Genomic DNA, 16,233 nt, shown 5'->3' on the forward strand with positions numbered 1-16,233 from the left:
ATTTATTTTCATAAATATGGTGTATATTACCTTGGTTCTTCTTTTCTTCTGACTAATGGTATTCTCTTGCAATATAAACAAATGAGAAAATTTTTCTTTTATTTACTTTATTTACGTTTTTTTATTAGCGAACAGGATATATGATAGGTAAATGGATATTTAGAAAACTGTCATTTTTTGTAACGAAAGTTTAATATATTTATTCGAGTTAATTAATTGGAGGAGTTACTTTGAATAGCACTAGAAGTGTCACCATACTAATCCCAGCTTATAATCCAGACAATAAGTTGACAGAATTAGTGAAGAATATCGTAAATGAAGGATTTCAAAAAATACTAATTGTAAATGACGGTAGCAAGCAGGAATGTCAGGATATTTTTGATAGTTTAAAGGATATCAAGGAATGTACCGTTATAGAGCATGAAGTAAATCAGGGGAAAGGCCAGGCGTTAAAAACTGCTTTTTCCTATTTTTTAGATCATTCTGTTGATTCACTTGGGTTAGTAACAGTAGATGCTGATGGACAACATGCCGTTGAGGATATGAAAAAAGTAGCAAAGAGACTGTGTGAACGCCCAGATAGTTTAGTGTTAGGGGTAAGAGACTTTTCTGCAGATGATATACCATTTAGGAGTAGATTTGGGAATATATTAACAAAAGGCGTTGCCCGTTTTGCTTGTGGAATTAACATTTCAGATACACAAACTGGCTTAAGAGGAATTCCTACTCACTTCATCAAAAAGCTGATCCATGTAGGGGGCCAGCGCTATGAATTTGAGATGAATATGTTAATAGAATGTAAGACAAACAATATTAATATTGAAGAAGTAAGTATACAGACTATCTATATTGAAGAGAATGAGTCTTCTCATTTTAATCCAATTATCGATTCTATAAAGATTTATTCTGTATTCTTAAAATTTGCTGTATCTTCTGGTTTGTCCTTTGGATTAGATGTTTTATTATTTGCCTTATTTGTGATGATTCTCAATGGAGTGTTTATTGATACATATATTATATTTGCAACTATCTTCGCCCGAGTGCTATCTGCTTTGTTTAATTTTACAGTCAATCGTAAAGTAGTCTTTAAATCAACCGCACCAAACGCAATAATGAAATATTTCACATTGGCTATTGGACAAATGCTTGCTTCTGCTCTTCTGGTATATCTAACATTTCAATTTATAGGATATGGAGAGGTTGGAATTAAGATTATTGTTGATTTTATGTTGTTTTTAGCAAGTTTTGTCATCCAACGAGAATGGGTGTTTAAGAAAAAGGTAGAGTTAGGTGAAGTACAGTGATTAGTTCACTCTTTTATTTTGGAGTATTATTTCTATCCTTGGCAGGATGGGGAATGCTAGTTTATGAGAGATGGAGAATAAATCCGGCTGTTATCCCAGTATTTGTTTTTTCTGGGATAACTGTCTTCGTTTATGGAGCGGGATTATTAAATATTATGCCATTGATGGTTACACTTATTTTCTTAATAGGATTGCTATTAACCTGCTATTATACTTTTCTTTTTTGGAAGAAGAGGGTGAATTTACTTTCTATTTTTACTCCTTCTACTATAATATTCCTAGCGTCCCTAGTGTTAATCTTGCTATCGTTCCGAGGATTGATTTACTCACATTATGATGATTTTAGTCACTGGGGATTAATAGTAAAAGAAATGTTTCAAGTAAATGGTCTACCCGATGGAAGAACAACTGTGGATTTTAAAAACTATCCTCCTGGTAGTGCTGTGTTTATTTACTTTATACTTTCGATAGTAGGTTATGGAGAAAGCTACGCCTTGATGGCACAAGCATTCTTAATTTCCTCTGCACTCACAGTATTATTTATATTTTCAAAATGGAACAAGATAGGTCATATAGCTATAGCACTTGTGACATCTATAACTCTCTTATCAATTAATGGAATGTACATCTATACGCTCCTTGTCGATGGTTTATTAGGGTTGGTCGCATTAGCAATTACCATCATTGCGTTCTATTATCGTGATGATTGGAGAAAGAGTGTGGCGGTGAACGCCCCAATTCTGATTCTGTTGCTTCTTATAAAGGACAGTGGAAAGTTATTCTTTCTAATTAACATTTGCCTTATTCTTTGGTTTGTTATTAAAAATCAATTCCAGGATAAATCGATTGAGAAAAAACGTTCAAAAGCAATAGCTTTGATATTAATAATTTTAATTATTCTTCCGCTGTCATCCAACTTCCTTTGGGGAAAATACGTGGACAAAGTGTACCAAGAAACTAATTACAATAAATTTGCCATAAACAGTGAGAAACTAATGAATGTTAATAAATCAGAGGAATTTATTCAGAACTTAGGGCCGATGCTGTTGAAATCCTCAACAAATATAGAATCAACAAGCATTAAAAGTTTATTGATCCTTAACGGCTTAGCTTTAGCAACAATCTTATATTTTGCCCTACTACATAGAAAAACTGCGAAGCTACTTATAGCAAGTACGATATTTGTAAATATGTCGTACATTTTCTATATTTTTACGCTTTATTTAATGTATTTATTTTTAATGCCGGAAAATGAAGCAGTGAGATTAGCTGGATTTGGCAGATATCTTGCAACTATTATCATTTACTGTGCAGGTATATTAATGGTAGCCCTTTCTTATGAATGGACAAAAGAAGGTACTACAATGAAAAGAAAGATTGCTCAAGGGATCTGTTTGATTTTATTAGGTTACTTTTTTATCGTTCCTTTAGGCGATAATTTTAAAAATATGATTAGCAATAAACCTAATATGGAAAACTCGATCCGCTGGGGAATTAAAGATCAATATCAACGAATTATTAACGCAAAAGCGAGTGGGTCACATGTTCTTTATTATAGTCCGAAGAGCTTTGACGATAGAGGATATTTAGATTATATTTTAAAATATGAGCAACTAAACAGGCAGTATTCGATTATTCGAAGCATAAACACAGAAGACGAAATTACTGAATTCCAAACAAAATTAGAAGCAGCAGACTACGTAGTAATTGTAAATGAAGACGAACAATCAGAAGTAAATATCTCTGAATATATGTCAGAGAAAAGTAAATATGGTATCTATAAAGTAGTGAAAAATGAAGGGGTAATTAGCTTAGAGGCGTTGGAGTGAGTTGTGGGGACAGGAACCGCAACCCATTTTCAATTTAATTGGATAAAGTGTCTTTTTAAAGAAAACAAAGACGGATTTTTATAGTATTTGGAAAAATATATTTAACAACTTATTTCAAACGGATATGTAGATCGATTTAATCAAACGTTTGTTTAAATTATAGCTCAAAATTGATTTTCTACTATATAAATTAGCCGCGATTCTTGACCCGTGGATGGAAAATTTAGAGAGCGGTTTCCGGTTTGCTTGGGATAGATTGGGAGAATAACTGCTAGTATAGTGCTTCATGATAACGCGCTATGCTCGTGGGGATTAGGGTGGGTAACTATAATGGCTACCCACCTGTCCCAAAATCTATTTTATCTTGAGCTAAGTTGGTAATAAAATTGTTACTTTCATCTAATATACTTCTATGCTACTTGCGAACGCTTGCTGATTGCCTTTAAGATAAACAACTTATCCTGTGAGGTAAGCATTCTCCAACTTTTTACTTTAATCCTCATTACAATCGCTCCTCGATTTTATTTTGTATTTTTTTTGGAATATTTTTAGAAGTAGTTAGTATAAAAATACCTCCACCAACCCCTAAATAAACAACAAAAATTCCAACAATATCCGAGCGTATTTGCAAAGCTTAACAATAAGCAAGTTATTCAACTTTGAGCCAAAAACTGAAAAAGTAAGAAAAATTCGAAAAAAGTCAAAAGGTCAGGGCAGAAACGTTGTAACCCTTTATAAACTCATCAACGATCAAAACTATAGCTGATTTTCTGTTTAGTACAGAAAATAGAATAGATAACGGCTGCTTTTTGGATTTGTTGTCGGATCGTTAGAGAAGAACTCTTCACTTCCAAATCGCTGTAGTTATGAAATTTAATTTGACAGCAAGATTTAGTGGTAGGTTTGATTTCCTTTATATGATGCAATATAATCCAAGTGCAATCATCATGATCCGGTGAATGAGTAGGGATTGCAATGATTCCATCTGCTTCAGAAATTAGGATCGGAGTCTTTTGAATATAGTTTGCAAGATAAATCGCAGCGTCACGTCGTCCATCATACGAAGCACCGTAAGTTAAACAACTCCGAGATATAATCGACCCTGGTTTGTCACTGAAGTAAAAAACACCTTCTAAATCAATAATCATTGTTTGATACTGAGGATGACAATTAGGAACGATGGCAATTGTACTTAAACTAACCGTATAATCATTTAATATATTCATCCGAATTCTCCATCCCTTTTTTGATGTTTTGAAGGGCTCCCCTTCGCCAAGACTTTACCGCTGAAATAGTGGTATTACATTCTATAGCAATTTCCTCCAATCGCTTGCCATAACAAATATAGCCTACGAGCCAAATTTTCTGGTACTTTGTTAGATTTTCCATATAGTACTCTATTTCCTTAAGCTGTTCCTCGATCGAAATTGTAGTATCCGGCAGCGTTTCTTCTAAACCCTCCATCCATGCGAGGTGAGTATTCTGATGTCGACTTTCCTTTTTCAATATATTTAATAGTTTCCCTCTAATTGATGTATAAGCGAAGGCTGTAAAACTACCTTTCTCTTCATTGAATTCCTTCATTGCATGCCATAGTGCAACCGTTGCTTCGTGATAATAGTAGTCGTAGTCATGATAAATATGAAGGGTACGGATAATCTTATGAATCATCGGTTCGTACTGTTGTAGTACTTGTTCATACTCATTCTTCTCAATTTCAATAATCATTTCGCATTTTCCTTAAGAAAGTGCACTTTCCATATTCCGCGGTAAATCCAATGTATATGGAATTTTTGGACATGTCATATAGGTGAATGACTAATACAAGCCAATTGCTAAAGGGGATTTAACCCATTTTTTCTAGTGTAATTAGTAGTTTAGGAGTGGGGCAAGGGGGATAGATACAGTGTTCAGTCTAATTTATCAAAAAGACAAGCAATTGGTCATGAAAAAAACCATCACTTTTTGGTGAGGGCTCTTTTCATGAGTAAGCTATATCTTTTCCAAGGGCAACATTCCACTCGAAAAAGTCAGTTCAGATTTATTTCATTCTCGCCATTTCCTTCAACCAGATCGCTATCTGCAAGGTGATAGCATCGTTTAACTCCTGAGGGTTATAGCCAGTGAGTTCTTTAATCTTTTTGATTCTGTAAACGAGAGAGTTTCGGTGGATATACATTTTTTTTGCACATTCTCCTAAGTTGAGATTGCTGGAGTAAAGTTGCTCAAGTGTTTCAATTAATTTATCTGATAGGTTTCCTAATATTCTTTCGCAAAATAGATGTTTAGTCCGTTCATCGAGTTGGTTTAAAAGTGCTTTTGTTTCTACTTCCGTATAGGTGATGAGTGGTTGTTCATTATTTCCTAAAGATAAGGCGGAGATAGATTCATTATACGAATGGCGAATATGCAATTCTGTTTTAACAACCGATCCTAATCCGATTCGCGGAGATAGTCCTTTTGTTCTCAATTGCTGAAGTACTTTCACTAATTTTTGTTTTGTATTTGTTTCAGAAAGATTAGATGTCAGGATAAATAATTGGTTTACGCTTAAAGAACCAATAAGCTTTTCATTTGGCGTGAAAATATCCTCAACGAGTTGAATTAAATCGCTTTTCTTCAACTCGTTTGCCCCGACTTCCATGATGGATACTTGGAAGGGTGGCTTTAATTTAATGTCGATTAATTCGAGTCTTTGTTCGATTGTTTTAGGATGAATGGTGTCTTTAAGCAAGTCCTCAAAAATTTGGTCTTTTAAACGTTGTTTCCACTCTAACTGCTCCGTTACGAAAGCTTGTTGGATCATCATTTCTGTAATCATTTTTACTAATTCACCGAAGTCCATAATTTCTTTCGGATTTCCGGTAATTCCGATAACACCGATGATTTGTTGTTGAAACTCAATGGGAAGGTTAATGCCTGGAAGCGAGCCGCCCCACTTTTGAGGTTCATTTTCATGAATAATTAAGGTTTTTCCTGTTTTTAATACTTCCATTGCTCCAAAATGTGCTTGGTTGATACGCTTTCGATTTCCAGAAGCAATAATAATTCCTCTTTCATCCATGATGTTTATATTTCGATTAAGCCTTATGGTCGTCTGTTTCACAATCTCTGTTGCCATATGTTGTGTCAGCATATTGGTCACCCTTAATTAGATATATTTATAAGGAGAATGGTGTTCCGTTAATTCAAAACTGAAAAAAGTGCCTATTTGTTAATATTAGACGAAAAATAGACTAAATAATACAGTTATTTTGTTGATTTTGCACGATGAATAAAAATTTCATACTATTATAATGAAGTTTATAAGACAGATTTAAGGTGGGCATATGATGAAAATAGTAATTGCACCAGATTCTTTTAAAGGAAGTTTAACTGCTTTAGAAGTATCTACACTAATCGAATACGGAATAAAGAAAGCGGTTCCAGAGGCAGAGACAGTCTTAGTTCCTGTTGCAGATGGTGGAGAAGGAACAATGGAGAGTTTAGTTGCTGCAACAAACGGTAAAAAAGTGGAAGTGATGGTCAAGGGGCCCTTATTAGAGCCTGTTCAAGCTGCTTATGGAGTGTTAGGTGATGAAGAGACCTGTGTCATTGAAATGGCCAGTGCATCGGGATTAATGTTAGTTGATCTAGAAGAACGAAACCCAATGCTCACTACTACTTTTGGAACAGGGGAATTGCTCAGACAAGCAATGGATGATGGTTACCGAAAATTTATTTTGGCAATAGGTGGAAGCGCTACCAATGATGGTGGTATAGGCATGCTTCAGGCTTTAGGAATGCGCTTTTTAGACTCGAATGGAGCATTAGTTGGGTATGGAGGTGCTGAGGTAGGGCGAATTGTCGAAATAGAAGACGGAGATTTTGATCCGAGGGTTGCAGAGTGTGAATTTTTAATTGCATCGGATGTACAGAATCCATTAATCGGACCTACTGGAGCTTCTTACGTGTTTGGTCCACAAAAAGGTGCAACAACAGAAATGGTTAAACTCCTTGACCAATATTTATCCAATTGGGCGAATTTGGTAGAGAAGAAAACGGGGATTCTTTTACACGATAAGCCAGGCGCAGGTGCGGCAGGAGGAATTGGTGGTGCTTTCCAAGCATTCTTTCCAGCAAGAATGCAAAGAGGGATAGATATTGTCATTGAATATACCGAATTGGAGCAAAAATTAACTGGTGCAACATGTGTCTTTACAGGGGAAGGTCAGATTGATTCTCAAACTGCATCTGGAAAAACACCACTCGGAGTTGCGGAGGCAGCAAAAAAACATGGGATCCCTGTTTTTGTCATTGCTGGTTCTATAGGAGAAGGCATTGATGAGTTGTATAAGCATGGAATAACGAGTGTTCATAGTATTGTAAACGCACCTATGACCCTTCAGCATGCCATAAACAGGTCGAACGAGTTGTTAGAATTTACTGCCGAGCAAGTGATGCGGACGTTTTCAGCAGTGTATCAAAAATAGAAAAAAGGGGGGGATTTTTTGTTATTTTTGATCATAGCAATAGGGGTATTGTTAATTGTTATTGCCACAATGAAATTTAAGGTCCATCCGTTCCTTGCGCTTTTACTAGGAACATTATTTGTTGGATTTGCTTCGGGGATGTCTTATGAGTTAATTGTTGAAAGTATCAATAGCGGATTTGGAAACTTGATGACAAGTATAGGGCTTGTAATCGTCTTCGGTACGATTATTGGTGTCATCTTAGAAAAAGCAGGTGCAGCATACAGGATGGCGGAAGTTGTACTCCGGATTGTTGGACCGAAAAGACCGCAACTCGCAATGAGTTTGATAGGTTATATTGTTTCTATTCCTGTATTCTGTGATTCTGGATTTATCATTTTATCTAGTTTAAGAGAAGCGTTGGCTAAGCGTGCAAAAGTCGCAGTTGCATCGATGTCTGTTGCACTTGCGACCGGTTTGTACGCCACACATACACTTGTTCCACCGACTCCTGGTCCCATTGCGGCTGCAGGGAATATTGGCGCCGATGCATACTTAGGTACGGTTATATTAATTGGTTTAATCGTTGCCATTCCAGCGACAATAGTTGGTTACTTCTGGGCGGTAAAGGTTGCTAGCAAAATTGAAGTGGAAGAGCAGCAAAACGGTGAGAATGATTTTGAATATGATTATGATAAAGTAGTAGCCTCATTTGGTAAAATGCCATCTACGTTCCAAGCTTTTTTACCGATTATTTTACCGATTATGCTCATTGGAATTGGCTCTATTCTTACTGTCTTGGGAGCAGAAGGAAGTATTGCTGCATTTTTCATATTTTTAGGAAAACCTGTTATTGCATTGTTAGTAGGTGTTATTGCTGCACTGCCGTTATTACCTAAATACGATGAAGAAACATTAACGAAATGGATTGGTAAAGCGTTGGCTGATGCGGCACCTATTTTGTTAATTACAGGTGTTGGTGGTTCGTTTGGAACCGTTATTAGAAATTCAGGTGTCGAGGAAATTATTCGAGGCTGGGATATTGGCAGTATCTTCACAGGTGTATTATTCCTACTCGTTCCTTTCATAATAGCCGCAGCATTAAAGACAGCACAAGGCTCTTCAACGACTGCATTAGTTATTACATCATCTTTAATCGCACCAATGCTTCCGGTATTAGGAATTGAAGGAGCTGTTCCTTTAGCTTTAGTTGTAATGGCGATTGGAGCAGGAGCAATGACAGTCAGCCATGTAAATGACAGCTATTTCTGGGTAGTAACACAATTTACTGGAATGAAAGTAACAGATGCTTATAAAGCTCAAACAATGGCTACTTTATTACAAGGGTTAGTTACTATTGTTGTTACGATGATTTTGTGGGTGATTTTGGTTTAGGGATAGATGGGGGTATTCTGAAGGTTTTCCAAGAAATAAAAAGAGCCCGCCCAACACATTTGAATGATGTGTTGGGCGGGCTCTTTGTTAGAAAAATTTAAACTCAATCTAAACTCAAATGCTCCCTTAATACACCTGAAACACGTAAGCGTTCATCTTCTGGTACTTGGAAGTAATAGATTCCACCTATAGTAGCACCTGAACCAGTAATTTGCATGACCTCTAAATCATGTCTCGCTTCTTTATAGTTCTTTTGGATGTCTAACATTTCATTTGTGACCAAGTTTGTTTTAACATTTTCCCCGATAGCACCTAAAATGGAATCAAGGTTTGTTAGTCCAGACAACGATGCACCTTTATTGATAACTGCTTGTACAATCTGTTTTTGACGGTCTGCGCGTCCAAAATCACCTCGTGGATCTTCTTTTCGCATTCTAACAAATGAAAGGGCGGATTTTCCATCTAAAGAGATGTTTCCTTCATTAAAAGTCTGCCCACTTGCTGTAAAAGCAAATTTATTGTTAACTTCTACTCCTCCAACAGCATCTACAATATCTTTAAAGCCCTGCATATTAATTTTCACATAATAGTCAATCGGAATGTCTAGAAAGTTCTCAACCGTAGGAATACTCATTTCAACGCCACCAAAGGCATGTGCGTGATTTATTTTATCTAGGTTTCCACGACCGATAATTTCTGTGCGAGTATCACGTGGAATACTTACCATTTTCATCGATTCTGTATTAGGATTCACTGTTAAAACTATTAAAGAATCAGAGCGACCTCTTTCCGTACTTCCCGTTTCCTTATCGAGTCCAATTAAAAGAACAGAAAATGGCTCCCCATCACTAAATCGTATTTTTTCTGTACGTTTTTCAGAAAAATCACGATCAATAGGTTCATGCATTGTATTCAAGGTTTTATTAACAGAATAAATGGTATAACCAATAAATCCTCCAACTAATAAAAATAAGATAGCAAAAACACTAAGAGTTATCTTGTGCCATTTCTTTAAACGCCTTTTTTCTCTGCTTCGTGTCATTCATATAACTTCCTTTTATTTATAATTTGTTAGAACTTCCTAAATTATATAGTAAATAGGGTGTTAAAACAATTTTTGGGGTAATGAAAAAAAGAATTTCATCCACATGAAGAAATGCAGAAGGATGTTGAAGAGAGGGCAGGTCTTCGGGGGTAAGGGCAGGAAATGATTGAAGAAATTGTGGCAGGTAGAATAAGGAAACTAAAAATAAACAGGGGCTCATCATCCAATCCCCTGTTCAATAGTTACCCCGATTTCCGTCCAAGATAGGCTTCTAAAATTCTCGGATCTTTGATCAATTCTGAAGCTTTACCGTTAGCAATTATTTTACCTGTTTCAAGTACGTATCCATAATCAGCTATTTTTAATGCTTGTCTCGCGTTTTGCTCTACGAGGAGAACCGTTGTGCCTGCTTGATTGATCTCTTTTATGATTTTAAATATGTCTGCAACAATCAGTGGTGCGAGACCCATTGATGGTTCATCTAATAGTAATAGCTTTGGCTTGGAGAGTAATGCTCGTGCGATGGCAAGCATTTGTTGTTGGCCACCGGACAGGGTTCCACCTAACTGTTTGGCTCTTTCTTTTAAAATTGGAAAGCGTTCCATCTCTCGTTCAATATCCGACTGAATTTCCTTATCATTTCTGTGATAGGCACCCATTTCAAGGTTTTCCAGTACGGTCATATTAGCTAAGATCGCTCTGCCCTCTGGAACAAGAGTAATTCCTTTTCTTACAAGCTGGTCTGGTCTAAGTCCTGTCACATCTTCGCCCATAAACTCTACTTTTCCTTGTTTAGGCTTTAGCAAACCAGCGATTGTTTTCATGGTCGTTGTTTTTCCAACTCCATTTGCACCGAGGATCGTCACGATCTTACCTTGCTCTACATGAAGATCGATCTCTTTTACCGCTTGGATTTTTCCGTAATAGGTTGAGACTCCTGATACGTTAAGCATATAAGTCTTCCTCCTCTGAGCCTAGATATGCTTCAATAACTTCAGGGTTGTTCTGAATTTCTTCAGGGGTTCCTTCGGCAATTTTCACACCGAAGTTTAATACAGCGATGCGATCGCAAAGCTTCATGACTAGTGGCATATCATGTTCAATTAACAATACGGTGATCCCTTGGCTTTGAATTTTTTTAATAAGTAAAAACAAATCATTGGTTTCTGTTTCATTCATTCCTGCTGCGGGCTCATCCAAAAGCAAGATTTGCGGGTCACTTGCCAATGCCCTTGCGATTTCTAATCTTCTTTGTTGACCATAGGAGAGATTTTCAGAGGCATATTCACCATAACTCTCTAACCCAACAAACGTGAGTAGTTCCCTAGCCTTTGATTTTATATTTGCTTCTTCCCGCCGCTGTGCTTTCGTTCTAAGAACACTACTCCAAACACCTGCCTTGTTTCGGCAGTGCTCTCCAATCATGACATTTTCAAGTGCAGTTAATTGTGGGAACAGCCTTATATTTTGGAAGGTTCGGCAGATTCCCATTTTGGTAATTATATGTGGTTTAATTCCGTTTAATTTTTCCCCTAAACATACAATGTCACCTGAAGTAGCAGGAAACATCGATGTGATTACATTGAACATCGTTGTTTTTCCGGCCCCATTCGGACCGATTAGTCCAAAAATTTCTCCTTTATTAATGGAAAAGGTAACATCAGATAGGGCTTGAAGTCCTCCAAAACTTTTACATATCTTTGTGATTTGTAGAACCATCTTTCACCCTCCCTTTGATTATTTTTCCTCGTTGCTTGAGCCACGCTAACAGCTTTAAATCTATTAGTCCTTGTGGACGTGTAGCCATCATCACAATCAGGATGAGACCGTAAATCATATAACGATATTCACTGATAAACCTTAAAAACTCTGGCATTGACGTTAAAAATACTGCCCCGAAAATCGGTCCCCAAATGACTTCGCTTCCACCAAACACGGCAAAAATAAGAATTTCAACCGCTCGATGATAGGAAAAATCCGCCGGGCTTATGTAGCCTACTACGTGTGCATACAATGCCCCTGCAAAGCCAGCTAACAAGGCACCTTGGGCAAATGCTAAAATTTTATAATAAGCTACATTAATCCCCATTGATTCTGCAGCCTTTTCATCTAATTTTATGGCAGCAAATGCTCGTCCAACTCGAGAATGATTTTGTCTATGAATAAACCATATGACGATTATCACAATGATTAATAGAAGTAAAAAAATAGACAAGAAAACGAACTGGTTGTTCCTTAATCCGATGCTTGCTGGATTGAAGCCAAGATTCATCAGAGACTGAAGGATTTCTCTCCCTAAATGGGGGATTTGAGATAAACCAACCGCGCCTTTAGTCACTTCTGAATTGATGAAGATGACTCGCAATACCTCACCTAATCCAAGCGTCACAATGGCTAAGTAAACACCCTGTAATCGTAATGTTGGAATCCCTATTAAAATTCCAAATAAACTTGCTAGTAGCGCCCCAGCTATAATCCCAATTAGAATGGGAACATCAAGATTTAGCGTTAAGAGAGACGTGGTATAGGCTCCTATTCCCATAAACCCTGCATTTGCAAGAGAGAGCTGACCTGTTGAAAGGGTGATATAAATACTGATTCCTAGAATGATATTGATGAGTATGAATGAAGCTACTTGTAAGTAATATGGATTGATTAATTCCCCGAGCATGTACTCACCTTCTTACATCCGACATTTTTGAGCCAAAGAGTCCTTGTGGCTTTAATAGAAGAATAATGATAATAGCAATAAATGCAATCGCATCACGGTAACCTGAGTCTCCATATACAACGATAAATGTTTCGGCTAAGCCAAGGATGAGACCTCCTGCCATGGCACCTTTCACATTTCCCATACCGCCAAGAATGATAATAGCTAATCCCTTAAGACCCATGGATAATCCCATTTGAGGAGTTACGGAGTTAAACGCCATGCCGACTAGGATACCAGCGATACCTCCCATTACTGAAGCAATAATGACTGTAGTTGTAATGGTTCTTTTCGTATTTACTCCAAGAATACTTGCTGTTTCTAAGTTTTCTGAAGTAGCACGTAATGCTTTACCTGCTTTAGTTTTTGCTAGCCAAAGCGAGAGTACGATCATCAGTAATACTGAAATGATAAATATCACAATTTGTACCAAATAAACTGTAATCGAGCCTATTTGGATATTGATTTCTGCGAAGGAAGTTCTAAAAGGATGATTTCCTGCACCGAATACGTGATGAGATAAATTTTCTAAAAAGATAGAGACTCCGATCGTACTAATTAATGGAGCTAGATGAGACACGCCCTTCTTATGCCGAAGAGGTCTAAGAGCAAAGCGTTCCAGGAGATAGCCCATTATTGCAGTAACAAGAACCGCGGCTATGAATGCTAGCCAAAGCGGTCCTTTCAAGCTACTTGTAACGAAAACTCCTATAAAAGCTCCAAACATAAATATTTCTCCATGTGCCATGTTAATGATTCCAAGTACCCCAAACACTAATGTAAAGCCAAGGGCAACGATGGCATATATGCTACCAAGTGTTAGACCGTTAATTAATTGTTCAAGAAACAAAACAGCTCACCCACCCTTTTATCTTTCAATTATTTAAATTCCTTGAACTGACCATCCTCAATGACAAGTACAGTCGGTTTCATGACGACATCGCCTTCTTCATCAAATGAAAATTCCCCAAGTACTCCGTCAAAATCCTTGATTTCTGCAAGGGCATCTCGGAGCTTGTCTCGATCGGCTTCGCCTGCATTTTTCAATGCTTCAGCCACTATGTACAAAGCATCATATGCTTGTGCAGCAAATTGGTCAGGCTTTTTACCATAGGCGTTCTCATATTTGCTTACGAAGTCTTTTACTTTAGCGTCATCTTTCTCATCAAACCATGGAGTTGCTACAATAAGACCATTAGAAGCATTACCTGCGATTTTAATAACTTCAGGAGAGTTAAACCCATTCCCGCCTATGAACGGTACATCAATTCCTACTTTTCTTGCCTGATCCATTATGACAGCGCCTTCATTGTATAGAGCAGAGCAAAGAATAAGGTCTGGATTTAATCCTTTAATTTTTGTTAGTACGGCATTGTAGTCAGACTGACCTTTTTGGAACGTCTCAATCGCAACAATTTCAATGCCTTTATCTTCCGCAGTTTTTTTCATCGTATCAAAGCCAGCCTGTGTAAACACATCGTCGTTTCCATAGAGTATAGCTACTTTTTTCGCACTATATTTTGCCACAGCTTTATCAACCGCTTCTGGGATTGCTAAAGATTCTGGAATTGAATTTCTAAACACATATTCTCCAATCTGTGGAATTCCATCAGCGGTTGTGGAAGTCCCGATAATCGGAATACCATTTAAGTCTGATTCAGGTCCAACAACCATCATCTCTGTACTTAAAGTAGGTCCTAAGATTGCTACGATATTCTCTGAGTTCATCAGCTTTTGAGCTGCTGATAAAGCTTGCTCCTGCTTACCAGCTGAATCTTCGATGGAGAGGTTGATTTTAACTTCTCCTTTTTCATTAATCTCTTCTTGTGCAAGCTTAAAGCCATTCGTAATCGCTTCACCGTATGCAGCTCCAGGACCACTGATGTATGAAATAACACCAAGATCAGCGTTAATCACACCATCTTCTCCTACACTATTTTCTTTCGAGGTTCCTGAACTACCACTACAAGCAGATAAAACAAGCAAACTACTTAAGGCTGTCATCCGAAGCATGTTACCTAACTTCTTATTCATTCTCTAACCTCCGTTTTAATTTTTTTTGCTAGTTTACATCCCAAGTATAAGTCGAGCCCCAACCTATTGTAAATATTTTTTACTGAATGTTTAGAATATTAATTCAATAATACGAAATCTACTTTATATACAATAGTGCAATTGTAGGAAAATTCAGTTTTTGTGATTGTGAATCCCCGCTTTACAACTTATAATAAGAAAAAAAGACAAACAGTAATGTCTCCTAATAAACGTTTGTCCATAGAAGGGAAGAAACTATGTCAAATCTACTTTCAAACATTGAAATGCCGTACTCGTATTCTCTACTTGAAAAATTAGCCTCTGAATCTATTGAAATTAATCCTTTTACTTATGTGAATAGCGGTGCAGGTGGTGAGCTTACATTACGAGCAAATGAGAACGCTTTCGAGAACTGGTCTATCGTTCCGACAGTTCTGAATGATGTAAGTGCTCGAGATTCTGCTGTTACTGTTTTAGGGACTGTTTTTCCTTCAGCATTTGGGTTAGCTCCTGTCGGTGTACAGGGAATCTTTCATTCTGAGGGTGAACTTGCATCTGCCCGTGCTGCTGCAAGTCTTGGGGTTCCTTACATAGCAAGTACACTATCAACCTTTTCACTAGAAGAAATTGCAAAAGTATCGGGGGATTCTCCGAAGTGGTTTCAATTATATTGGTCAAAGGATATCGAGATTACATTAAGTATGGTAGATAGAGCGGAGGCCGCTGGTTATTCTGCAATCGTGATAACAGTAGATACGGCACTTTTGGGGAATAGAGAGCGAGATTTGAATAATAACTATTCTCCTTTTATGTTAGGAAAAGGATCGGCTAATTATCTACATGACCCCGTGTTTCAAAGTCGACTTGCCACCGCGACTCATAAGGATGAGTCCGCTACTATTAAGAAAATTATCGATATTATGTTTACGCCTTCCTTATCATGGGATGATCTCCGTACCATAAAAAGTCATACATCTCTTCCTATTTTGATAAAAGGTATCCTTCACGAAGATGATGCTCGCAAAGCACTACATTATGGGGTGGATGGAATCATCGTCTCCAACCATGGAGGGAGACAGCTAGATGGATGTATAGCTTCACTTGAAGCACTGCCCAATGTTGCAGATGCAATCCAAGGTGAGATACCTATATTGATGGATAGTGGGATCAGAAGAGGGGCGGATGTTATAAAAGCAAAAGCGTTAGGAGCCACAGCTGTGCTCATTGGAAGACCGTATATTTACGGGCTAGCAATTGCTGGAGAAAAGGGAGTCAGTCATGTATTAAATAGCTTAAATAAGGATATCGATATTTCTCTAGCACTAACGGGAAAAACGTCCATGGAAATGGTGAATCGCTCAATTTTACGAAGGAACTAGGCGTATGGGGCCAGGCACTGAAGTGCCCCAAAAAACGCCTGATGCTTAGCACTCCTCGAATTTTATCACATGTTAAATGGATAAAT

Annotated in this window: 14 protein-coding genes; 5 read left to right on the forward strand and 9 right to left on the reverse strand. The window is 37.4% G+C overall.

All coding sequences use genetic code 11. The features are described 5' to 3' along the window. Nucleotides 1–230: 230 nt before the first annotated feature. Complete coding sequence (locus BK580_RS02430) at nt 231–1,304, forward strand: bifunctional glycosyltransferase family 2/GtrA family protein (protein ID WP_078378792.1); 1,074 nt, start codon at nt 231–233, stop codon at nt 1,302–1,304. Beyond that, on the forward strand, nt 1,301–3,133 hold the full coding sequence (locus BK580_RS02435; RefSeq protein ID WP_078378793.1) for a hypothetical protein: 1,833 nt from the start codon (nt 1,301–1,303) through the stop codon (nt 3,131–3,133). Before BK580_RS02430 ends, BK580_RS02435 begins: the two co-directional genes overlap by 4 nt. A gap of 743 nt (nt 3,134–3,876) precedes the next feature. On the opposite strand, the gene BK580_RS02440 is transcribed toward BK580_RS02435, so the two are convergent. The 3 genes from BK580_RS02440 to BK580_RS02450 all read right to left on the reverse strand — a co-directional run bounded on the left by BK580_RS02440 (nt 3,877) and on the right by BK580_RS02450 (nt 6,269). After that, nucleotides 3,877–4,359, reverse strand: coding sequence for a competence protein ComK (locus BK580_RS02440; protein ID WP_078378794.1), 483 nt, complete (start codon nt 4,357–4,359; stop codon nt 3,877–3,879). Then, entirely contained in the window at nt 4,343–4,861 is a 519-nt protein-coding gene (locus BK580_RS02445; protein WP_078378795.1) for a sigma-70 family RNA polymerase sigma factor, read from the reverse strand. Before BK580_RS02445 ends, BK580_RS02440 begins: the two co-directional genes overlap by 17 nt. Before the next feature lie 313 nt (nt 4,862–5,174). Next, nucleotides 5,175–6,269: a CdaR family transcriptional regulator gene (locus tag BK580_RS02450; protein WP_078378796.1), complete on the reverse strand. Its 1,095-nt coding sequence runs from the start codon at nt 6,267–6,269 to the stop codon at nt 5,175–5,177. A 196-nt stretch (nt 6,270–6,465) separates the two neighbouring features. Between BK580_RS02450 and BK580_RS02455 the strand changes: the two genes are divergently transcribed. Further along, nucleotides 6,466–7,605: a glycerate kinase gene (locus BK580_RS02455; RefSeq protein ID WP_078378797.1), complete on the forward strand. Its 1,140-nt coding sequence runs from the start codon at nt 6,466–6,468 to the stop codon at nt 7,603–7,605. An 18-nt stretch (nt 7,606–7,623) separates the two neighbouring features. After that, nucleotides 7,624–8,979, forward strand: a complete 1,356-nt coding sequence (locus tag BK580_RS02460; protein ID WP_078378798.1) for a GntP family permease — start codon at nt 7,624–7,626, stop codon at nt 8,977–8,979. Between the two features lie 103 nt (nt 8,980–9,082). On the opposite strand, the gene BK580_RS02465 is transcribed toward BK580_RS02460, so the two are convergent. The 6 genes from BK580_RS02465 to BK580_RS02495 form a co-directional block, all read right to left on the reverse strand. Further along, nucleotides 9,083–10,021 carry an LCP family glycopolymer transferase gene (locus tag BK580_RS02465; RefSeq protein ID WP_078378799.1) on the reverse strand — a complete coding sequence of 313 codons (939 nt, stop codon included), beginning with the start codon at nt 10,019–10,021 and terminating at the stop codon, nt 9,083–9,085. 245 nt (nt 10,022–10,266) lie between these two features. After that, entirely contained in the window at nt 10,267–10,977 is a 711-nt protein-coding gene (locus BK580_RS02475) for an ABC transporter ATP-binding protein (protein WP_078378801.1), read from the reverse strand. Beyond that, on the reverse strand, nt 10,970–11,743 hold the full coding sequence (locus BK580_RS02480; protein WP_078378802.1) for an ABC transporter ATP-binding protein: 774 nt from the start codon (nt 11,741–11,743) through the stop codon (nt 10,970–10,972). Before BK580_RS02480 ends, BK580_RS02475 begins: the two co-directional genes overlap by 8 nt. Continuing rightward, entirely contained in the window at nt 11,715–12,695 is a 981-nt protein-coding gene (locus tag BK580_RS02485) for a branched-chain amino acid ABC transporter permease (protein ID WP_078378803.1), read from the reverse strand. The genes BK580_RS02480 and BK580_RS02485 overlap by 29 nt, the downstream gene beginning before the upstream one ends. A 4-nt stretch (nt 12,696–12,699) precedes the next feature. Beyond that, entirely contained in the window at nt 12,700–13,584 is an 885-nt protein-coding gene (locus BK580_RS02490) for a branched-chain amino acid ABC transporter permease (protein WP_078378804.1), read from the reverse strand. A 29-nt stretch (nt 13,585–13,613) separates the two neighbouring features. Continuing rightward, nucleotides 13,614–14,768, reverse strand: a complete 1,155-nt coding sequence (locus tag BK580_RS02495) for an ABC transporter substrate-binding protein (protein WP_078378805.1) — start codon at nt 14,766–14,768, stop codon at nt 13,614–13,616. A gap of 257 nt (nt 14,769–15,025) precedes the next feature. Between BK580_RS02495 and BK580_RS02500 the strand changes: the two genes are divergently transcribed. Beyond that, nucleotides 15,026–16,147 (forward strand): alpha-hydroxy-acid oxidizing protein, encoded by a 1,122-nt coding sequence (locus BK580_RS02500; protein WP_078378806.1) that lies wholly within the window; start codon nt 15,026–15,028, stop codon nt 16,145–16,147. Nucleotides 16,148–16,233 lie beyond the last annotated feature (86 nt).

It is taken from the genome of Sutcliffiella halmapala (assembly GCF_002019665.1).
Taxonomy (GTDB): Bacteria; Bacillota; Bacilli; order Bacillales; family Bacillaceae_I; genus Sutcliffiella_A; species Sutcliffiella_A halmapala.